This is a genomic window from Streptomyces tendae (assembly GCF_008632955.1).
Taxonomy (GTDB): Bacteria; Actinomycetota; Actinomycetes; order Streptomycetales; family Streptomycetaceae; genus Streptomyces.
In genome coordinates, this window is sequence record NZ_CP043959.1 from 2,416,849 (window position 1) to 2,436,974 (window position 20,126).

General features: G+C 74.4%; 17 protein-coding genes and 3 pseudogenes. 4 read left to right on the forward strand and 16 right to left on the reverse strand.

Annotation, left to right across the window (positions count from 1 at the left end):
• Window positions 1-119: 119 nt before the first annotated feature.
• The 6 genes and pseudogenes from F3L20_RS11325 to F3L20_RS11350 all read right to left on the reverse strand — a co-directional run bounded on the left by F3L20_RS11325 (window position 120) and on the right by F3L20_RS11350 (window position 5,695).
• Entirely contained in the window at window positions 120-722 is a 603-nt protein-coding gene (locus tag F3L20_RS11325) for a hypothetical protein (protein WP_150154127.1), read from the reverse strand.
• The gene (locus F3L20_RS11330; RefSeq protein ID WP_150154128.1) at window positions 719-2,065 is read right to left on the reverse strand and encodes a DUF58 domain-containing protein; all 1,347 of its coding nucleotides are present in this window, start codon (window positions 2,063-2,065) and stop codon (window positions 719-721) included. The genes F3L20_RS11325 and F3L20_RS11330 overlap by 4 nt, the downstream gene beginning before the upstream one ends.
• Window positions 2,062-3,068 (reverse strand): annotated as a pseudogene (locus F3L20_RS11335) (AAA family ATPase). Before F3L20_RS11335 ends, F3L20_RS11330 begins: the two are co-directional and overlap by 4 nt.
• Before the next feature lie 64 nt (window positions 3,069-3,132).
• Window positions 3,133-3,666, reverse strand: a complete 534-nt coding sequence (locus tag F3L20_RS11340; RefSeq protein WP_150154129.1) for a hypothetical protein — start codon at window positions 3,664-3,666, stop codon at window positions 3,133-3,135.
• Window positions 3,663-4,652 (reverse strand): DUF4129 domain-containing protein, encoded by a 990-nt coding sequence (locus F3L20_RS11345; protein WP_240810877.1) that lies wholly within the window; start codon window positions 4,650-4,652, stop codon window positions 3,663-3,665. Before F3L20_RS11345 ends, F3L20_RS11340 begins: the two co-directional genes overlap by 4 nt.
• 212 nt (window positions 4,653-4,864) lie before the next feature.
• Window positions 4,865-5,695 carry an alpha/beta fold hydrolase gene (locus tag F3L20_RS11350; protein WP_150154131.1) on the reverse strand — a complete coding sequence of 277 codons (831 nt, stop codon included), beginning with the start codon at window positions 5,693-5,695 and terminating at the stop codon, window positions 4,865-4,867.
• Window positions 5,696-5,859: 164 nt separating this feature from the next.
• Between F3L20_RS11350 and F3L20_RS11355 the strand changes: the two genes are divergently transcribed.
• Entirely contained in the window at window positions 5,860-6,747 is an 888-nt protein-coding gene (locus F3L20_RS11355; RefSeq protein ID WP_150154132.1) for an RNA polymerase sigma-70 factor, read from the forward strand.
• Window positions 6,748-6,923: 176 nt separating this feature from the next.
• A complete protein-coding gene (locus F3L20_RS11360; RefSeq protein WP_150154133.1) occupies window positions 6,924-7,685 on the forward strand; it encodes a GntR family transcriptional regulator in 762 nt (253 codons plus the stop codon).
• Window positions 7,686-7,730: 45 nt separating this feature from the next.
• Here the strand turns inward: F3L20_RS11360 and F3L20_RS11365 are convergent, their stop codons facing one another.
• A complete protein-coding gene (locus F3L20_RS11365; protein WP_024884885.1) occupies window positions 7,731-8,888 on the reverse strand; it encodes an ROK family transcriptional regulator in 1,158 nt (385 codons plus the stop codon).
• A gap of 107 nt (window positions 8,889-8,995) precedes the next feature.
• A pseudogene (locus F3L20_RS11370) lies at window positions 8,996-9,331 on the reverse strand (response regulator transcription factor); the annotation flags it as partial.
• A gap of 144 nt (window positions 9,332-9,475) precedes the next feature.
• Between F3L20_RS11370 and F3L20_RS11380 the strand changes: the two are divergent.
• Window positions 9,476-9,910, forward strand: coding sequence for a hypothetical protein (locus F3L20_RS11380; RefSeq protein ID WP_145826073.1), 435 nt, complete (start codon window positions 9,476-9,478; stop codon window positions 9,908-9,910).
• Between the two features lie 60 nt (window positions 9,911-9,970).
• Here F3L20_RS11380 and mug read toward each other — a convergent pair whose 3' ends face one another.
• The 8 genes and pseudogenes from mug to F3L20_RS11420 all read right to left on the reverse strand — a co-directional run.
• Complete coding sequence (gene mug, locus F3L20_RS11385; protein ID WP_150154134.1) at window positions 9,971-10,471, reverse strand: G/U mismatch-specific DNA glycosylase; 501 nt, start codon at window positions 10,469-10,471, stop codon at window positions 9,971-9,973.
• A 44-nt stretch (window positions 10,472-10,515) separates the two neighbouring features.
• A complete protein-coding gene (gene purB, locus F3L20_RS11390; RefSeq protein ID WP_150154135.1) occupies window positions 10,516-11,958 on the reverse strand; it encodes an adenylosuccinate lyase in 1,443 nt (480 codons plus the stop codon).
• A 73-nt stretch (window positions 11,959-12,031) separates the two neighbouring features.
• Entirely contained in the window at window positions 12,032-12,823 is a 792-nt protein-coding gene (locus tag F3L20_RS11395) for an SGNH/GDSL hydrolase family protein (protein WP_150154136.1), read from the reverse strand.
• 71 nt (window positions 12,824-12,894) lie between these two features.
• The gene (locus F3L20_RS11400; protein WP_150154137.1) at window positions 12,895-13,908 is read right to left on the reverse strand and encodes a hemolysin family protein; all 1,014 of its coding nucleotides are present in this window, start codon (window positions 13,906-13,908) and stop codon (window positions 12,895-12,897) included.
• Window positions 13,905-15,287: a hemolysin family protein gene (locus F3L20_RS11405; protein WP_150154138.1), complete on the reverse strand. Its 1,383-nt coding sequence runs from the start codon at window positions 15,285-15,287 to the stop codon at window positions 13,905-13,907. The genes F3L20_RS11400 and F3L20_RS11405 overlap by 4 nt, the downstream gene beginning before the upstream one ends.
• Window positions 15,288-15,444: 157 nt before the next feature.
• Window positions 15,445-15,870, reverse strand: a complete 426-nt coding sequence (locus F3L20_RS11410) for a GNAT family N-acetyltransferase (RefSeq protein WP_150154139.1) — start codon at window positions 15,868-15,870, stop codon at window positions 15,445-15,447.
• 77 nt (window positions 15,871-15,947) lie between these two features.
• On the reverse strand, window positions 15,948-18,515 hold the full coding sequence (locus tag F3L20_RS11415) for an ABC transporter permease (protein ID WP_150154140.1): 2,568 nt from the start codon (window positions 18,513-18,515) through the stop codon (window positions 15,948-15,950).
• A 401-nt stretch (window positions 18,516-18,916) separates the two neighbouring features.
• Window positions 18,917-19,711, reverse strand: a pseudogene (locus tag F3L20_RS11420) (ABC transporter ATP-binding protein); the annotation flags it as partial.
• A 174-nt stretch (window positions 19,712-19,885) separates the two neighbouring features.
• On the opposite strand from F3L20_RS11420, the gene F3L20_RS11425 reads away from it, so the two are divergent.
• Entirely contained in the window at window positions 19,886-20,125 is a 240-nt protein-coding gene (locus F3L20_RS11425) for a toxin-antitoxin system antitoxin component (RefSeq protein WP_024884898.1), read from the forward strand.
• Window position 20,126 lies beyond the last annotated feature (1 nt).

The following is a 20,126-nucleotide window of genomic DNA, read 5'->3' on the forward strand; positions in this document are numbered from 1 at the left end:
TACTGTGACTGACGAGTAAAGCGTGCTTCTGTCCGAATTTCTGCGGTACCGACCGGCGAAGCCCGGCCGCGATGCGGTCACTTGACAGCGCGCGCCGGACCCGCCGGTGATCCAGGCGGTCAGCCGGGCGGGCGGCGACGGGCGCGCAGCGCCAGCACCAGGCACACCACGGTCGCCGCGACGGCGAGTGAGGCGGGCAGCCGTGCCCACGATGTCCCCGCGACCGGCGCCTGGGCGACGAGCAGGACCACCGCGGTCGCGGCGGCGGCCGCCGCCGCGGGTGCCGCCCGGGGGTACCCGGCCGGGGCGGTGACGCCGGCGGTCCACGGGTCGGTGACGAGCAGATAGGCGAGCAGCAGGGCGGCGACGCAGACGACCAGCCAGAAGGGCGGGCCGGTGAACGCGGCGACCGCGATCGCCGCCGCCGGCAGCACGGTCGTCCTGCGGCGGGCCGCCAGTGACCGTAGGCGCATGGACGTCAGGACGGGGCGGGCGTCGACCATCGGAGCGGCCCACCACGCGGCCGCCGCCGCCCCCACGACCAGCATCTTGACCAGCGGCGACGCGTGCAGCGCGGCCGGCGGGTCGCAGGCGGCGACGGCCAGGGCCGTGCCGAGGAGGCGGTCCGTGACGCGGGACGTGAGACGGGTGAGGAGCCGGGCGACCGGGCTGTCGGCCGAAGCCGTGCCCGGCCGGGCGGTCCGGACGGGGCCGGTGGTCATCGGGACCCCCCGTGGATGCGGGTGCGGAGCAGCGGCGCGAGAGCGAGGTCGAGGCTCTCACCGGGCCGGTGGGCGACGACCGCGATGCCGCGCTCCACCAGGGTGAAGCGCATGGCGTCCCGGTCGGCCCGCCACAGCCGCAGCGCGAGCTCGCCTTCGGCGTCGCCGGGTTCCACGACCGGCTCGCCTGCGGGGATCTCGACGACGACCATCGGGTTGGCCCGCCCGCGCACCTGGTGCAGGACGTCGAAGATCCGCTGGTCCGTCAGCGGCGTCATGACGTACACCAGCGCTCCTTCCGGCAGCGCGGGCGGGGGGAGCAGGCCGAGCCCCTCCGTGCGGTGCGCGCGGTCCTTGCGGACCTCCAGCACACTCTCGACGATGCGGTAGAGGTACCCCTGGCCGCTGCCCGGTTGCAGCCAGCGGGTGGTGCCGCCGACCGACACGACACCGACCCGGTCGTGGGTGCGCAGGTAGGCGCGGACCAGCCCGGCGGCGGCCCGGAAGGTCTCGTCGAGCGAGGACGCGCCGGTGGCCGGGTCGACCACGTCGGCGAGGACGTCGAGCAGCACCACGGTGTCGGCCGCGCGCTCCGCGGCGAACTGGTGCACCTGCAGGGACCCGCGCCGGGTGGTGGCCGGCCAGTGGATCCGCCGCTGCCGGTCACCGCGCACGTACGGGTGCACGCCGGTGACCTCGACGCCCTCACCGCGCTGCACGGCGGCGTGCTCGCCGAGCCGTTGCGGCAGCCGGACCGGGATCGGCGTGAGGCCGGCGTGTCCGGGCAGCGGGAACACGGCGATCTCCCCGAGTTCGGCCCGCACCGTGCGCCGCGCCAGCCCGCCCTGGTCGTAGACGTCGACGTCGACCGTGCCGAGCGACCAGCGGCCCCAGCGCCGGGCGGTCAGGACGAGATCGACGTGGTGCGCGCCGACCGCGAGACGGTCGAGCCGGACCCCGTGACCGAGGGTGATGCCGGGGTCCAGGCGGCCGGTCGCACCGTCGTAGGACACCGCGATCCGCACCCTCACCCGCTCGCCCTCGAAGAGCCGCCGCGGCTCCACCTCGGCCTCGGCCGTCACCGCCTCCGGGCGCGGCCCTCCCGGCAGGCCGAGGGCGAGCAGCACCAGGGGCGGTGCGGCGAGAGCGAGGACCCAGGGGTGCCCGGTGACGAGCGCGGCGGCCAGCGCGACGACGGCCAACGTGCCCAGCCGCAGCGCGCGTTCACTCGCGCGCAGGCCGGACGGGGGCGGCGGCGGTGGCTGGGCGGTCACGTCGTGACGGCCGACCAGGGCCCGCCGCACGGCGGCGGCCGCCCTGCGGTCCGGGACGTGGTCCGTCATGACGCGATCGGCGTGCGCGGCACGGTCTGCGGGGCGGGCACGGACCGCACGATCTCGCGCATCACGTCGTCGCCGTCGATCTGCCGGACCCACAGCTCCGGCTTGAGGGTGACACGGTGCGCGAGGGCGGGCACCGCCACGGACTTGACGTCCTCCGGGGTCACGTAGTCCCGCAGGTCCATGACGGCACGGGCGCGGGCGAGCTGCACCAGGGCCAGGCCGCCGCGCGGGGAGGCGCCGACCTGGACGTGCGGGTGGTCGCGGGTGGCGCGGACCAGCGCGACGACGTACTCCAGCAGGTCGTCGTCGACCTCGACGCCTTCGACGGCGGCCCGCATGGCCAGCACCTCGTCCGGACCGCTGAGCGTGCGCAGCACGGCCTCGGGCGCCGCCCGGTCGACCCGCGCGCGCAGCATGCCCTTCTCCTCGGACGCCTCCAGATAACCCATCCGCACCCGCAGCAGGAACCGGTCGAGCTGGGCCTCGGGAAGGGAGTACGTGCCCTCGTACTCGATGGGGTTGGCGGTGGCGACGACCACGAAGGGCTCCGGCAGCGGCCGGGTGCTTCCGTCGACGGACACCTGGGACTCGGCCATCGCCTCCAGGAGCGCGGCCTGGGTCTTGGGCGGGTGCGGTTGATCTCGTCGGCGAGCAGCAGGTGGGTGAAGACCGGTCCGGGCCGGAAGACCATCTCGCCGGTCCGCTGGTCGTAGAACGGCGCACCGGTGACGTCGGAGGGCAGCAGGTCGGGGGTGAACTGGATGCGGCGGAAGTCCAGGCCGAGGGTGGTGGCGAAGGAGCGTGCCAGCAGCGTCTTCCCGAGTCCCGGCAGGTCCTCGATGAGGACGTGGCCGCCGGCGAGGACGCCGAGCATCACCAGCGCCAGGGGCTCCTTCTTGCCGACCACGGCCGTGCCGATCTCGTCGAGCACGGCCGCGGCCCGCTCGCCCGCCTGCCGGGGTGTCAGGGTGTCGTGGTCCGGGATGAGGTGGGGGCTGGTCACGGTCGGTTCCTCACGGTGCGGGGTCGGGGTGCGCGGACTGCGGGGCCGGACGCGGCGCCACCGGTCACAGGGCTTCCAGGCGGTCGAGCAGGAGCGCAGGACGGGCTCGGGGAGCGTGGCCGCGAGGGGGCGCACCGGGATCGATCCACGGCCACAACTCGACTCCGACCAGTGCCCGGGCACGTCGTGGGTCCCGGTACATCGGTACGCCGTGCCGTTCGGCCAGCCGGGCGGCGAACAGCCGCTGCAACTGCGGCCGCATGACGGTGTCGAGGTGCGTGTCGCCGTCGTCCGCGAGGGTGTGGGAGACGATGCGCCGCCATCCGCCGAGAGCCGGTGCCCGGCTGGTCAGCAGCCGTACGGGCTCCCGCAAGCCGCTGTCCTGGGCGGCACCGCCCGCGGCGTAGCGGCCCAGACCCAGTGCGACCGCGGTGAACAGGGCGAGGCCGGTGGCGGCCGCGGCGGCCCCGTCGGCCAGGGCGAGCAGCACCTCGGTCGCGACCGCGACGGTGCCCAGTACGGCCAGCGAGTGGCGCACCGAACCGGGCTCGGAGAGCACCGAGCCGGCCAGGGTTCGTATCCGGGCGGGCGCCTTCACGAGGTACCCCCCACGGCTTCGGGTTCCGAGGCCCGCGCGCGCAGACCGTCGGCGATCTCGGTGAGCGCGGCGGCGGCCCGGTCGCGGTGGCCGGCGTCCATCGGGTGCGTGGAGTAACGGGCCTCGCGGAACAGCGCGGTGAGCGCGGCGGCGGCCGCCCCCATGGGCAGGCCCCCGGCGACGGCCCGCTCCAGCAGGTCCCGCGGGCTGTCCGAGGCGCGCCGGGCCACGCCGGAGTCGGCGAGCGACTCCTCCATGGCGGCGTAACAGGCGATGACGGCGGCGCGGGGGTCATCCCCGTCCGACAGGGCACGGCGTCCGGAGTCCACGGCGCGGGCCAGGCGTTCCTGCTCGTCGTCGAGCGTCGCGTACGTCGCCGTGGCCTCGGGCACCAACGGCCGGGTCAGGTGGCGCCACAGACGCAGCCCGGCGATCACGACGGCCACGACGAGCAGGGCGATGCCGATTCCGATCAGGATGCGCGTCAGCCCCAGGTCCAGGCCGTCGCCGGTGTCCCCGGCGTCCCGTGGGGGCGGCAGGGTGCGCGCGGGGTCCTGAGCCGGGCTCGGGAACGGTGGCGCATCGAGGCCGTCGTCCACGCCGGGCCCGTAGGCGTCGCCGGACGAACCGAACCGGTGCAGGACCAGGACGAGCAGCGGGACGACCAGCGACGCGCCCAGCAGGACGCGGTTCACGGCGTCGGTCACCCGCTCCCGCACCAGGCCGAGTTCGCCGGCGGCGTCGACCCGCTGCCGGTACTTCTCGCGCAGCGACAGGCCACCGAAGAGGGCGAGCAGGGCCAGGCCGAACACGAGGACGGGGTTGCCGCCGAGCGGCCCGCTGCCCTTGGCCCACAGGCTCGCGTCGGGGCGCAGCAGCAGTGCCGCCAGGGCCAGTCCGGCCACCAGCAGCACCGTCAGCGCGGCCCGCGCGGCGCCGATCGTGCCGTGCCGCCGTCGCCCGTCCGCCGTCCGCTCCCGCCCCACCGCCACACCCCCTCGTGCACACCAGGCGTACGCGCCGCACCCGCGCCGGTCGCCGACCCCCCCGGCGCGACGCAAGCCTGACACGACGAGACGTGCCGCCACATTGCCCGCGTACGGCAATACTTCCGCACCCTTTCATGCCGTCGTCCGGCGACGGCCGGCCGGGCACCCTGCCGTGGTGCCCGGGGACCGCCGGCCGGGGCAGGGGCCGGTCAGCGGCTGCCGTCGAGGATGACGCGGGCGACCAGCGCCGGGTCGTCGTTCATCGGGACGTGACCGCAGCCGGGCAGCCTGACCAGGCGCGCCCGGGGAATGATCCGCTTGGCGCGGACGCCCTGACGGGGGATCAGCAGCCGGTCCCGTGAACCCCAGGCCACCGTCACGGGGATGCCGGGCACGTCCTCGGTGAACCGCACCGAGCCGCCCGCGCGCAGGGTGCGGGCGAAGCCGGTCGCCTCGACGAGCGCCCGGGTCTCTGCGACCACGGCCTCCGGGGCGCGGCGCCCGGGACGTGCGTAGATCGTGCTGGTCAGCACGGCCCGGCCGGCCGCGGACCGGGCCAGCTTCTCCACCAGCCGCGGCGGCATCCGCTCCGCGATCCCGCGCATGCCGGACAGCACCGTGAAGGCGTACCGCCGTTCGGCCGGGGTCCAGAAGCCCGCGGGGGACAGCGCCGTCACCGACCGCACGAGCCGTGAGCGGCCCAGCTCCAGGGCCAGCAGACCGCCGAGGGAGTTGCCGGCGACGTGCGGCCGGTCCAGCTCCAGCGCCTCGCACAGACCGCCGAGCGCGGCGTTCATGGTGGGCAGGTCGTGGGCGAGACCGTCCGGGAGGGCGGGGGAGGCGCCGAAGCCCGGCAGGTCCACGGCGAACACCTCGCGCTCGGTGGCCAGGATGTCCACCACCGGGTCCCAGGCCTGCCGGTGGTGGCCGATGCCGTGCAGCAGGAGCAGCGGGGCGCCACGGCCCACGCGCGCGTAGGACAGCGTGACGGTGTGCGGGCCTTGCGGAGAGGTGACCTTGAAGGAGACGGTCGCGGACATGAGGGCTCCTCGTTCGGGACTCGCGGGAACGGACGTCGCCCGACGTCGTAGACAGCTTGTCAGCAATTGCTACCGACGGGTAGCCCCCGCGCCGCCCGCCACCGGAGGGCCCGGCGCCCTGGAGCCGCCTGGACACACACGCGCGCGTCGGCTGGGATGGTGCCGTGACCGTGGACCCCGCGACCGAGGTGTTCGAGGAACACCGGCCCCTGCTCATGGGCGTCGCCTACCGCATGCTGGGCCGGGTGGCCGACGCGGAGGACGTCGTGCAGGACGCCTGGCTGCGCTGGTCCGCCGACGACCGGTCCGGCGTGCGCGAGCCGCGCGGCTTCCTGGTGCGCGTCACCACCCGCCTCGCCATCGACCGGCTCCGCCGGATCAAGGCGCGCGGCGAGACCTATGTGGGCCCGTGGCTGCCCGAGCCCTACGTCACCGACTTCGGCGGCACCGTGGCCGACACCGCCGAGCGGGCCGTGCTCGCCGACTCCGTCTCCCTCGCGGTCCTCGTGGTCATGGAGACCCTCTCCCCGCTGGAACGCGCGGTCTTCGTGCTCCGCGAGGCCTTCGGCCACCCCTACGCCGACATCGCGGCCATGACCGGCCGTGGTGAGGCGGCCGTCCGCCAACTCGGCGCCCGCGCCCGCCGGCACGTCGACGAGCGGCGCCCCCGCTACGACGTCGACCCCGCCCGGCGCCGCGCCCTCACCGAACGCTTCCTGGCCGCCGCGGCCGGCGGCGATCTCGCGGGCCTGATGGAACTGCTCGCCCCGGACGTACGGCTCGTCGGCGACAGCGGCGGCAAGGCTCGCGCCCCCCTGCGGGTGCTGGACGGCGCCGACCACGTGGGACGTTTCTTCGTCGGTGTGGCCGGCAAGGGCGTGCCGGACGCCTTCGTCCTCCTGGTGGAACTCAACGGCGGGCCCGCGGTGCTCGTGCTGTCCGGCGGCAAGCCCGACACGGTCGTCCAGCTCGACGTCGACGAGGGCCGCGTCCGTACCGTCTACGTCGTCCGCAACCCCGACAAACTGGCCGCGCTCGCCGCGCTCCGGTAACCACGTCCCGCCCGCCCGGGAGGGCCCCGTCGCACCGCGCGACGGGGCTTTCCCGTGGAGCGCCGATTGGTATTGACCAAGTCCCACGGCGCCCTTATCGTCGCAGAGAAGTGAAACAACCTTTAATAAACAAGGGCGCTAAAACGCCGCCGGACACGGCGATCGTGGAGGACAGGGTGGGGACCACGCAGCTGGAATCGGTGCCGGAACCGAAGTACTGGCATCTGAAGACCGTGCTCAGCGAGGCGCTGGACTCGGAGTTCTCCGTGGGCGAGATCCTGCCCAACGAGCGCGATCTCGCCGCCCGCTTCGGCGTCGCGCGCGCCACGCTCCGGCAAGCCCTGGAACAGCTCGAACTGGAAGGCCGCCTGCAGCGCCGCCGCGGCGTCGGCACGACCGTCGCCCCGCCGCGCATGGGCGTGTCCGTCGGCAGCGAGCAGCACGCCTGGCCGGGCGGCCCCCACGACGCCTGGCACAGCGTGGACTGCCGGCTCGACGTGCCGTCCGCCGCGCTCGCCGAGGTCCTGGTGACCGGCAGCGACGAGCCCGTGCACATCGTGCGGCGCTCCCGCGTCTCCCGCGGCCAGCCCGTCGCGTCCGAGCTGCTGTACATCCCGGCCGCCTCGGTGCCCGACCTCTCCGGCATCGACGCGCCCTCCGGTGCGGCCCGCGCCCGCGCGGTGCTGCGCGAGCTGCAGCGCCTGGAGCTGGAGCGGCAGGAGAACGCGGTGGAGCTCGGTTCGGCCGGCGCGGACGAGGCCAAGGAGCTGGACCGGCTGCCCGGCGCCCCCGTCCTCGTCGTCACCACCCGCTACATCGCCCGCGGCCGCACCGCCGCACTCTCGGTGGCCACGTACCGCGCGGACACCTGCCGCCTGACCTTCGGCGACTCCGGCGGTGTCGAGATACACCACGGCCCGGAGCGGCAGGCCTCCTGACAGGCGTCGACGCGCCGTGGGGCCCGGCCCCACGGCGCGCAGCCGTCAGCGACGGGCCGTCACCGTGCCCTCCACCGCGAACAGCTGCTCCTCGACGTGGTCGAGAGCCAGCCGCACCGCGCCCGTGGCCACCGCCGCCTCGCCCAGCAGGGACAGGGTGACCTCCGGCGGGCGCAGGCAGTAGCGGGACAGCTCCCGGCGCAGCGGCTCCAGCACGCCGTCCAGGCCGGCCGCCCAGCCGCCGATCACCACCAGCTCGGGGTCCAGGGCCAGCACCAGCGCAGCCACGTCGTGCACGAGCCGCTGGATGAACCGGTCCATGGCCGCGAGCGCCCGCTGGTCGCCCTCGCGGGCCTGCGCGAAGACCGCGGCGACGGCCTGCTCGTCCAGCGGGTGCAGCGGCTCGTCCGTGGTGGACAGCAGCGTCTCGGGCGTCGCCTCCCGGCCCAGCAGGTGCAGCGCCCCGATCTCGCCGGCCGCCCCGCCGTACCCGCGGTGCAGCCGCCCGCCGATCAGCGAACCGGCGCCCGGGCTCAGCCCGGCCAGCACGAACACCACGTCGTCGGTCTCCTTGGCAGAGCCCTTCCAGTGCTCCGCGACCACCGCCGCGTTGGCGTCGTTCTCCACCAGCACCGGGCACTTGAAGGAGCGGCTCAGCCGTTCGCCGAGGCCCAGTCCGGTCCAGCCGGGCAGCGCCGTGCCCAGCCGCACCGTGCCGTCCGCGTCGACGATCCCCGGGGTGCCCACGCCGACCGCCCGCAGCGAGCCGCGCGGCACCCCGGCCCGTCGCAGCAGCTCCGCGACGGCCGCCCGCAGCCGGTCCAGACGCTCGTCGGCGTCGACCGTCTCGTCCACGTCCCGCACCTGCGCGCCGATCACCCGGCCGTCCAGGTCCGCCAGCAGCGCCGCCACCCGGTGCACGCCGATCTCCAGGCCGAGCAGATGTCCCGCCTCCGCCCGGAAGCGGAACCGACGCGCCGGGCGGCCCTGACGGCGCGCGGTGCCCTCGTCGGCCGCCGCCTCCACGACCAGGCCCGCCTCGATCAGCCCCTCGACGACGCCCTCGACCGTCGGCCGGGACAGTCCTGTCACCCGGGTCACCTCGGTCAGCGTCGCGCAGTCCGTGGCCCGCAACGCGTGCAGCACCACCGCGGAGTTGATCCTCCGCAGCAGCGAGGGATCCCCGCCGGTCAGCCGACCCACCGTCCGTCCTCCCAGCTCGTGCGCGTGTTGGGCGGATCGTACTCGGCGCGCCGGACCCCGGCGACCTCCGGGCGGCGCTCTCCGCGCCCGTCCTCCCGCGCGGCCCCTCACCGGGGCCACGAACCCGACTCGTACGCCGTGATCACCGCCTGCGTGCGGTCCCGCGCCCCCAGCTTCGCCAGGACGGCGCTCGCATGTGGCTTCACCGTCTCCGTGCCGACCACCAGCCGCGCGGCGATCTCCGCGTTCGACAGCCCACGCGCCATCAACCGGAGCACGTCGCCCTCCCGTTCGGTGAGCCCGGCGCGCTCCAGTACGGCCCGGGCCGCGCGGTTCCCGCCACCGTCGCCGTACTCGGCGGCCAACTGCCGCACGGAGGCGGGGAACAGCAGGGACTCGCCCTCCGCGATCAGTCGCACCGCGTGCAGGATCTCGGCCGGACGGCCCGTGGACGGGACGTGCCGTCACCGCGTGCTGGACGGCCGCCGCCCTGCTGGCCGGGCCGTGGCGGCTCCGCCGTCAGGACGCGTGAGGGTTGGCCGACTGACCCGCCGCCAACTGTCAGTGGCGGCGGGTTTACTGGAGCCATGAACCTCGCCCGGCACATCGCCCTCATCGACGAGCTGTGCTTCCGGCCCTTCCCGGCGGAGCACGGCCCGTCGGACGTCGGCTTCTCGGGACCGGGCCACCATGTCGCCGTGCTGGAGTCCGGCGGCCCGGACCTCGACCCGGCGCACTGGGCGGCGACGGTGGACCAGTTCGAGAAGCAGCGCGACGCGGTGTACGAACTGCTGGCCTCCCGCTGGGGCGACGTCGACCCGTGGAACCTGCAGACGGTGCTGCTGCGCACGGAGCGGGAGGACGTACCGCAGCCGTGGGCCTGGCTCAGTCACGAAGCGGGCGTGGCCTGGCTGTGGGAGGTGCAGGGCACCGGCCGCTGGGCCGCCGTCGCGCTCGCCGACCGGGACGCGGGCGGCGCCGTCCAGCTGCTGGCCGTGGTCACGGAGACCGCGCCTCCCTAGCCGACGGGCGTCGCCGTCACCTTCGCGCCTCAACTTCCGCGCGGGCGCTCCCGCGTGCCGTCAGTCCTGCTCGGCCGCCTCCCGCAGCCGGGCGAACTCCTCCGCGAGCGTCGTCGGCGTCCAGTGCGCGTTCAGCCCGCTGGGATTGGGCAGCACCCACACCCGGGACTCGCCGATGGTCCGCACCTGCGGCCCCACCTTGGCGGTGCGGTCGTCGAACGCCGCGCGGTACGCGGTCACCCCGAGCACCGCCAGCAGGCGCGGACGCAGCCGGCCCACCTTCACGGCGAGCTCCCGCCCGCCCTGCCGGTACTCCTCGGCGCTCAGCTCGTCGGCCCGCGCGGTCGCCCGCGCCACCACGTTCGTGATGCCCAGCCCGTACGACAGCAGCTCGTGCTGTTCCGACGGCGCCAGCTGCCTCGGGGTGAAACCGGAGCGGTGCAGCGCGGGCCAGAAGCGGTTGCCCGGGCGGGCGAAATGGTGGCCGGTCGCGGCCGTCATCAGGCCCGGGTTGATGCCGCAGAACAGCACCCGCAGACCGTCCGCGACCACGTCCGGCACCAGACGGTCGCGGGCGGCCTCGAGTTCCTCCTGGGTGAAGCGCCTCAGAGGATCGCTCCGGGGGTGTAGCCGGCGGCCTCCGGGTGCTGCTTCACGATCTCGTCGATCCGGCCGGTCACGGTGGCCACCTGGTCGCTCGCGGCGCCGGTGAAGGACAGCTTGTCCGCCATCAGCGCCTCCAGCTCCGCGCGGCCCAGCGGCAGCCGCTCGTCGGCGGCGAGCTTGTCGAGCAGGTCGTTGCGCTCGGCACCCTGCTCCCGCATGGCGAGGGCGGTGGCGACGGCGTTCTCCTTGATCGCCTCGTGCGCGACCTCACGGCCGACGCCCGCGCGCACCGCGCCCATCAGCACCTTGGTGGTGGCGAGGAACGGCAGGTAGCGGTCCAGCTCCCGGGCCACGACGGCCGGGAAGGCGCCGAACTCGTCGAGCACGGTCAGGAACGTCTCCAGCAGCCCGTCGAGCGCGAAGAACGCGTCCGGCAGCGCGACCCGGCGCACCACCGAGCAGGAGACGTCGCCCTCGTTCCACTGGTCGCCCGCCAGCTCGCCGGTCATCGACGCGTAGCCGCGCAGGATCACCATCAGGCCGTTGACGCGCTCGCAGGAGCGGGTGTTCATCTTGTGCGGCATCGCCGAGGAGCCGACCTGGCCCGGCTTGAAGCCCTCGGTGACCAGCTCGTGCCCGGCCATCAGCCGGATCGTCCTGGCCAGCGAGGACGGCGCGGCGGCCAGCTGCACCAGCGCGGTGACGACCTCGTAGTCCAGGGAGCGCGGGTAGACCTGGCCGACGCTGGTGAACGCCTGCGAGAAGCCCAGGTGACCGGCGATCCGGCGCTCCAGGTCGGCCAGCTTGGCGGCGTCCCCGCCGAGCAGGTCCAGCATGTCCTGCGCGGTGCCGACCGGGCCCTTGATGCCGCGCAGCGGGTAGCGGCCCAGCAGCTCCTCCAGCCGCCCGTACGCGACGAGCAGCTCGTCGGCCGCCGTCGCGAACCGCTTGCCGAGGGTGGTGGCCTGCGCCGCCACGTTGTGCGAGCGGCCGGCCATGACCAGCTCGCCGTACTCCCCGGCCAGCTTGCCCAGGCGGGCCAGCACGGCGACCGTGCGGTCGCGCATCAGCTCCAGCGACAGCCGGACCTGCAGCTGTTCGACGTTCTCGGTGAGGTCGCGGGAGGTCATGCCCTTGTGCACGTGCTCGTGCCCGGCTAGGTCGTTGAACTCCTCGATCCGCGCCTTCACGTCGTGGCGGGTGACCTTCTCCCGCTCGGCGATCGAGGCCAGGTCGACGGTGTCGAGGACGCGTTCGTAGTCGGCGATCGCCGCGTCGGGCACCTCGATCCCGAGGTCCTTCTGGGCCCGCAGCACGGCGAGCCAGAGCTGCCGCTCGAGCCTCACCTTCTGCTCGGGCGACCAGAGCGTGGCGAGCTCGGCGGAGGCGTAGCGTCCGGCGAGGACGTTGGGGATACGGGGCTTGGCGGGCGCAGCAGTCACGTACAGGGAGTCTACTGGCGATTCGTGCAGGCCCGCGCCACGGGGTGACCTGGAGGAACGTACAAGGGGGCGGCTACGCCGTCTCGTACGGCAGCAGCTCCGGGCGCTTGGGCGGCAGGCCGTCGCCCGAGGAGCGGCCGGTGAGCCGGCGGCCGATCCACGGCAGCAGGTGCCGGCGGGCGAACCGGGCGTCCTCGACCCGCCGCGCGACCCAGTGCGGGGGCAGCGTGGCCTCCGGAGGGAGGTGCCACTCCGGGTCCTCGGCCGGGTGGCCGAGCGCCTGCCAGACCGCCTCCGCGACCCTGCGATGACCCTCCCCGGTCAGGTGCAGCCGGTCCACGTCCCACAGCCGGGGGTCGCCGAGCGCCGGCGCCCCGTACAGGTCGACCACCAGCGCGTCGTGCTTGGCGGCGAGCTCGTCGATGCAGGCGAACAGCGCCTCCATGCGGGGCCGGAAGCGCTCCAGCACCGGGCCCCGGCGGCCGGGGCTGTGCATCAGCACCAACCGCTCGCAGCGCGGGGCCAGCCGCTCCACGGCCTCGGTGAGGAGGTCCTGGACCCGGACCATGTCGCACTTGGGGCGCAGGGTGTCGTTGAGGCCGCCGACCAGGGTGATGACGTCCGCCCCCATGGCCGCCGCCGTTTCCACCTGCTCGTCGACTATCTGCTGGATCAGCTTGCCGCGCACCGCGAGGTTGGCGTACCGGAAGCCGGGGGCGACGGCCGCCATCCGGGCGGCGAGGAGGTCCGCCCAACCGCGGTAGGTGCCGTCGGGCAGGAGGTCCGACATGCCTTCGGTGAAGGAGTCGCCCAGAGCGACGAGGCTGGTGTGGGCGGGGCTGCTGGAGGCGGGGTTCGTCTGCATGGCGACAGAAATGGTAGCCCCTGGAACATACCCGTCGGTCGGTCGCCTTCCTTTCGCGCGGAAAGGAGCACTCAGGCCCGCTGCCCGAACAGCTCCCGCAGCACGTCCTCCATGGTCACCAGTCCCGCCAGCCGCCCGTCCGTCCCGGAGACGGCCGCCAGATGCGTACGGCTGCCCCGCATCGCGGTGAGCACGTCGTCCAGCGGGGTGCTCTCCCGGACGCGGGCGATGGACCGCATGTCCCGCAGCCGGAACGGCATGTCCCGCGGCGAGGCGTCCAGGGCGTCCTTGATGTGCAGGTAGCCGACGATCCGCCGCTGCTCGTCCACCACGGGGAACCGGGAGAACCCGGACTCCGCCGACAGCCGCTCCAGCCCTTCCGGGGTGACGCCCACGCGCGCGTAGACCACCCGCTCCAGCGGCATCACGACGTCCCGCACCGGACGCCGGCCCAGCTCCAGCGCGTCGTTCAGCCGCTCCAGGGCGCGGTCGTCGATCAGGCCCGCCTGGCCGGAGTCCTTCACGATCTGGGCCAGCTCGGCGTCGGAGAACGACGCGACCACCTCGTCCCGCGTCTCCACCCGCAGCAGCTTCAGCAGCGTGTTCGCGAAGGCGTTGACCGTGAAGATCACCGGCCGCAGCGCGCGGGACAGCGCCACCAGCGGCGGGCCCAGCATCAGCGCGCTGCGCACCGGCTCCGCGAGCGCGATGTTCTTCGGCACCATCTCGCCGAGGAGCATGTGCAGGTACGTGGCGAGCGTCAGCGCGATCACGAACGACACCGCGTGTCCCGCGCCGTCGGGCACGCCCACCGCGTGGAACACCGGTTCCAGCAGGTGGGCGATGGCCGGCTCGGCGACGATGCCGAGGATCAGCGTGCACAGGGTGATGCCGAGCTGCGCCGCCGCCAGCAGCACCGACACGTGCTCCAGGCCCCACAGCACGCTCTTGGCGCGCCGGTCGCCCTGGTCGGCGTGCGGCTCGACCTGGCTGCGGCGGACGGAGATCAGGGCGAACTCGGCGCCCACGAAGAAGGCGTTGGCGACCAGCGTGGCCAGGCCGATCAGCAGCTGTACGGCGGTCATCGTCGCGCCCCCCGGTCGTCCTCCGTGTCACCGGCCGCGGACGCGCCGGCCTCGTGCCGCGTCAGCTGCCCGTCGTCGCGGGGCGCGCGCAGCAGCACGCGCGCCGCGCGGCGTCCGGAGGCGTCCGCCACCTCCAGCCGCCAGCCGGCGACCTCCAGGACGTCGCCCTCCTCCGGTATGCGGCCCAGCTGGGCGGCCACCAGCCCGGCCAGCGTCTCGTACGGCCCTTCCGGCGCGCGCAGTCCGACGCGGGCGAGCTGGTCCAGGCGGGCGGAGCCGTCCGCGGAGAACAGCGTGCGGCCCTCCTCGTCGGTGCCGGCCCGGGCCAGGTCGGGGGTCTCGTGCGGATCGTGCTCGTCCCGGACCTCGCCGACGACCTCCTCCACGATGTCCTCCAGGGTGGCCACCCCCGCCGTGCCGCCGTACTCGTCGATGACCACGGCCATCGTGCGGCGGCCCGACAGGCGGTCCAGGAGCCGGTCGACGGTGAGCGACCCGGGGACCAGCAGCGGTTCGCGCATCAGCTCCGACACGGGCACCTCGGGGCGGCGCTCGGCGGGCACCCCCAGGACGTCCTTCACATGAGCGGTGCCGACCACCGCGTCGAGCGTCTCGCGGTAGACGGGGAACCGGGACAGCCCGGTCGCCCGAGTCACGTTCGCCACGTCCTCGCACGTCGCCCGCACCTCCAGGGCGATGACCTGGACGCGGGGCGTCATCACGTTCTCCGCGGTCAGGTCGGCGAGGTTCAGGGTGCGGACGAACAGTTCCGCGGTGTCCGGCTCCAGTGCGCCCTCCTTGGCGGAGTGCCGGGCCAGCGCGGCCAGTTCCTGGGGCCCGCGCGCGGACTCCAGCTCCTCGGCCGGCTCCAGCCCGATACGGCGCACCATCCGGTTGGCCTGGTTGTTCAGATGGGTGATGAACGGGCGGAAGGCGGCGCTGAACCAGCGCTGCGCGTTGCCGACCCGCTTGGCGACGGCCAGCGGGGAGGAGATCGCCCAGTTCTTCGGCACCAGCTCGCCGACGACCATCAGGAACACCGTCGACAGACCCGTGCCGATCACCAGTGCCAGCGAGCGCGCGACCGGCTCGGAGGCGCCGATGTCCCGCAGGGGGCCTCTGATCAGCGCGGCGATCGACGGTTCGGAGAGCATGCCGACCACCAGATTGGTGACCGTGATGCCCAGCTGGGCCCCGGAGAGCTGGAAGGTCAGGCTGCGCACGGCCTGGAGCGCGCCGGCGGCACCCCGCTCGCCGCGCTCCACCGCCCGCTCCAGCTCGGCCCGCTCGACCGTGGTGAGGGAGAACTCGGCGGCCACGAACGCCCCGCACAGGAGCGAGAGCAGGATGGCCGCCAGAAGGAGGAGCACTTCGGTCATCGGGTCACCTCAGTCCCATGGTCGGGCAGGACGGGGTCGGACGCGCGGTGTCGGAGACCGGAAGCGGGGCCCACGGGCGGAGACACGACCTTTCATGGAGAACCGAGTGGCCCTCACCGGGTAAAGGATGGGCAAAGGTCGGCCGGCGGGCCGTGGTTCACCCGGTCAGGGGCTTCACCCAGCGCCGCCAGCGTTCCTCCGGCGCATACCCCGCCGCGTCCCACGCATGATGGGCGGTCGCGTTGCGCTGGAGCACCATCGCGTCCGCGCGGCGCCCGCCGAGCCGTACGAACCGGTCCTCGGCGGCGGTCAGCAGGGCCGTGGCGATGCCCTGCCGGCGCCGGTCCGGGCGCACCGCCAGGCGGTACAGGTGACACCGCCAGCCGTCGAAGCCGGCGATCACCGTGCCGACCAGTTCGCCGTCCCGCTCGGCGAGGATCAGCGCCTCGGGATCGCGGGCGACCAGCCGTTCCACGCCCTCCCGGTCGTCGCTGATGCTGGTGCCCTCCGCGGCCGACTTCCAGAAGGCCAGCACGTCGTCGAGGTCCTCGGGTCCGGCGGCCCGTGTCCGCAGTTCGCTCATGGGTCCGATCCCAGCACGGCGTTCCGGCCGTGATCACGGAATTCCACGATGCGGACCGGGCCGCCGCGCAGGCGCGCTCACTCGTGGGCGATGGCCTCCAGCACGTTCATCCGGGACGCCCGCAGAGCCGGCAGCAGCGCCGCCGCGATGCCCACCACCGCCGACCCGACGACCACCGCCACCACGGTGCCCCACGGGACGGCGAACGCGGTCAGGCCCTCGAGCGCCAGCACCTGCTGGATGCACACGCCCCACACCAGCCCCAGCCCGAGCCCCAGCACCGCGCCGAACACCGCGATCACCACCGACTCCAGCCGGATCATGCGCCGCAGCTGCCGCCGGCCCAGACCGATCGCCCGCAGCAGCCCGATCTCCCGGGTGCGCTCCACCACCGACAGCGCGAGCGTGTTGACCACGCCCAGCACCGCGATCACGATGGCCAGCCCCAGCAGGGCGTACACCAGGTACAGCAGCACGGCGATCTGGTCGTGCACCAGCTCCTTGTAGTCGGCCTGGTCGCGCGCCTGCACCTGCGGGAAGGGCTCCAGGGCCGCCTCCAGCCGGTCGCGCAGGTCGTCCGGGGACGTCCCGGCGGCCGCGTTGACGTAGAGCGCGGAGTCCTGCCCGCCCGGTACGTACTCCTCCACGGCCGCGATGCCGAGGAAGAGCCCGCCGCTCATCCCGAAGCCCTCGCCGCCCGCCATGTCGGTCAGGGCGGCCACCGTGAACTCGGCACTCCGGCTACCGGGGAACTCCACCGGCACCGTGTCGCCCCGGCGGACGCCGTGCTCGGCGGCGAAACCGGCGTCCATGGCGAGGCCGCCCTCGGCCAGCGCCGCCGCCGTGCCACCCTCGGCGTACGTCACCCGGGCGACGTCGTCGACGCCGTCGTCGTACCCGGAGGCGGTGGTCTCGATCCGCTCGCCGTCCGGCAGCCGCACCGCCACCGGCGCGAACCGCTGCCGGACCACCAGACCCACCCCCTCGGTGTCCCGCACCCGGTCGGTGATCTCCCGCGGGAACGGCATGAAGTTGCCGTTCTGGACGATGAAGTCGGCGCCCAGCGTCTTGTCGATCTGGTCGTCGAAGGACCGGGACATCGAGGCGCTGGCCACCGACAGCCCGCCGACCAGGGCCAGCCCCACCATCAGCGCGGCGGCGGTGGCGCCGGTACGGCGCGGGTTGCGCAGGGCGTTGCGCTGGCTCATCCGGCCGACGGCGCCGAACACGGCGGGGAAGGCCGCGCCCAGCACCCGGATCACCGGCCGCACCAGCAGCGGGCCCGCGACGACGGTGGCGACCAGGGTGAGCAGCACCCCGAGCCCCAGCAGGGACGACGCCGAGGCCGTGTCCCCGGACAGGACGCAGCCCAGCAGCGCCGCCGCGCCGAGCGCACCCACCACCGAACCGGCCACCGCGCGGGTCCGCAGCGGCCGGCCCACCCCGGCGACCTCCGCGTCGGCCAGCGCGGCCATCGGCGACACGGCCGCCGCCCGGCGTGCCGGGAGGTACGCCGCGACGAAGGTGACACCCACGCCCACGACGTACGCCGTGACGGGCGTGGCCCAGCCGACGACCATCTCCGTGGTCTTCAGGTTCATCCCGAAGGCGCCCATGAGCCGGATCAGGCCGAAGGCCAGCCCGACGCCGGCCGCCAGACCCACCGTCGAGCCGGCCAGGCCCAGCAGCACCGCCTCGGTGAGCACCGACCGCCGCACCTGCCGCCGGTCGGCGCCGAGCGCCCGCAGCAGCCCCAGCTCGCGGGTGCGCTGGGCGATCAGCATCGAGAACGTGTTGACGATCAGGAAGACGCCCACGAGCACGGCGATCCCGGCGAAGCCCAGCATCGCGTACTTGATCACGTCGAGGAACGCGCCCAGTTCGTCGGAGGCCGTCTCGGCGAGTTCGCCGGCGGTCCGCACCTCGTAGGCGCCGGCGCCGAGTTCGGCGGTGATCCGCCGCTTCAGGTCCGCGTCGGCCACGCCGGGCGCCGCCTCGACGGACACGCTCGTGGCGCTGTCCGCCGAGCCCAGCAGGCGGGCGGCCGCCACCTGCGGGTCAAGGAACACCAGGGCCGCGCCCGGGTTGGTGGTGGTGAAGGTGGCGATGCCGACGATCTCGACGCGGAACGAGCCGGGCTGCGCCTGCACGGTCAGCGTGTCGCCGATCTCCACGCCCTTGGCGTCCGCGGTGTCCGCGTCCAGCACGGCCTCGCCGTCACCGCGCGGAGTGCGGCCGGAGGTCAGCTCCACCACGCTGCGCTCGGTGACGTGCCAGTCCACTGCGAGCGTCGGCGCGCCGGTCGTCGGCCCCACCGACTCGTTGCGCGCGTCGACGACGGTGACGTTCTCCACCTCGACGTCCGGGTGGGCCGACGCGACACCCTCGACGCCGGACAGCTGCCGGGCGAGCGCGGCGGGCACGGTCGCCACCGCTCCGGTCGGCACGGCCGACTCCAGGTCGTCGCGCGGCTGCACCGTCACGTCGGCGGAACTGGACGCGAACAGCCGGTCGAAGGTGCGGGTGACGGTGTCGGAGAAGATCAGGCTGCCCGCGACGAAGGCCACGGACAGCACGACGGCGAGGGCGGACAGCAGAAGCCGCCCCTTGTGCGCGAGGAAGCTCCGCAGGGTGGCTTTCAGCACCGTCAGCCCCTCCCGCCGCCCGGCCCAGCGGGGGCGGCCCCACCTGGGGGCGCCCCGCCCGGCCCACCGTCGTCCGACGCTGCACCCGCCCCCCGGCCCGACGCCCCGGCACCCGGAGCCCCGCGCTCCTGCTGTCCGCCGTCCGGCGGCGCGGCGCGGAGCCCCGCGGTGCCCGAGGCCGCTGTGCCCGTGTGCCCGCCGTCCGGCAGCGGGCCGTCCGGTCGCCCGTCGTCCGGTGATGCGTCGCCCGGCTGTCCGGCGCGGGAGGGCGCGGCCCCCGGCCCCCCTCCGTCCGGTGATGCGTCGCCCGGCTGTCCGGCGTCGAGCGGCGGCACCGGGCTCGGGATCGCGCCGTCCGGCGGCGGCACCGGGACCGGGCCTGCGGCGGTGGGCGGCGGGCCGCCGTCCTGGGGCGTTGTCGCGCGGACGACGTCGAACCGTTTCATCCGTTCCAGTACCGACTCCGCCGTGGGCCGCCGTGTCTCGTCCACGATGCGGCCGTCCGCGAGGAACAGGACCAGGTCGGAGTGTGCGGCGGCGCCGGGGTCGTGGGTGACCATGACCACCGTCTGGCCGAGCCGGTCCACCGCCTCCCGCAGGAAGCCCAGCACTTCGAGCCCTGCCCGCGAGTCGAGATTGCCCGTCGGCTCGTCGGCGAAGATCAGCTCGGGCCGCGAGGCCAGCGCCCGAGCACAGGCCACGCGCTGCTGCTGACCGCCCGACAGCTGCGCGGGCCGGTGCTTGAGCCGGTCCCGCAGGCCCAGCGTGTCGATGACCTGGTCCAGCCACGCCTCATCCGGCTTCTTGCCGGCGATGTCCATGGGCAGGGTGATGTTCTCCCGCGCCGTCAGCGTGGGGATCAGGTTGAACGACTGGAACATGAAGCCGACGCGGTCCCGCCTGAGCCGGGTCAGCTCACGGTCCTTCAGCCCCGTGATCTCGGTGTCCCCGAGCCACACCTGACCGGCGGAGACGGTGTCCAGCCCGGCCAGGCAGTGCATCAGCGTGGACTTCCCGGAGCCGGACGGTCCCATGACCGCGGTGAAGCGCCCGCGCGCGATGTCGACGTCCACCGAGTCCAGGGCGATCACCGCCGTCTCGCCCGTGCCGTACGCCTTGGTCAGACCGCGGGCGCGAGCCGCGGTCCCGTCGCGCGGCGCGAGGCCGGGGGTGTGCTCCTCAGCGGGTGTGGACAAGGCCGCCTCCTCCGGTGAACAGCCGGGTCGAGCATGTCGCGCCGAGGGTAAGGGGGCCCGGTGCCCGCGGAACATCCCCCGGGAGTGCCGGTTCCGGACTCCGATGTAAGGGACACATGAGCTCGCACGCCCGTTTCCTTGCCGTTGCTAGCATCCTGGCGCTAGCTTCGAGGTATGGCGAAGACCCAGCTGAACGTGCGCGTGGACGAGGGCACCGCCCGCGCGGCCCGGGAGCGTGCCCTGGCGCGAGGCATCAGCGTCAACCGCTACATCGAGGAACTGGTCCGGCAGGACACCGGCGAGTCCGGACGCGCCTTCGTCGAGGCCGCCGCCGACTTCATGAAGCAGTACGAGAGCGTCTTCGCCGAGGAGTTCGGCAGGGACCGCGAGGGCGCGCGCGAAGGTCACCGCTGAC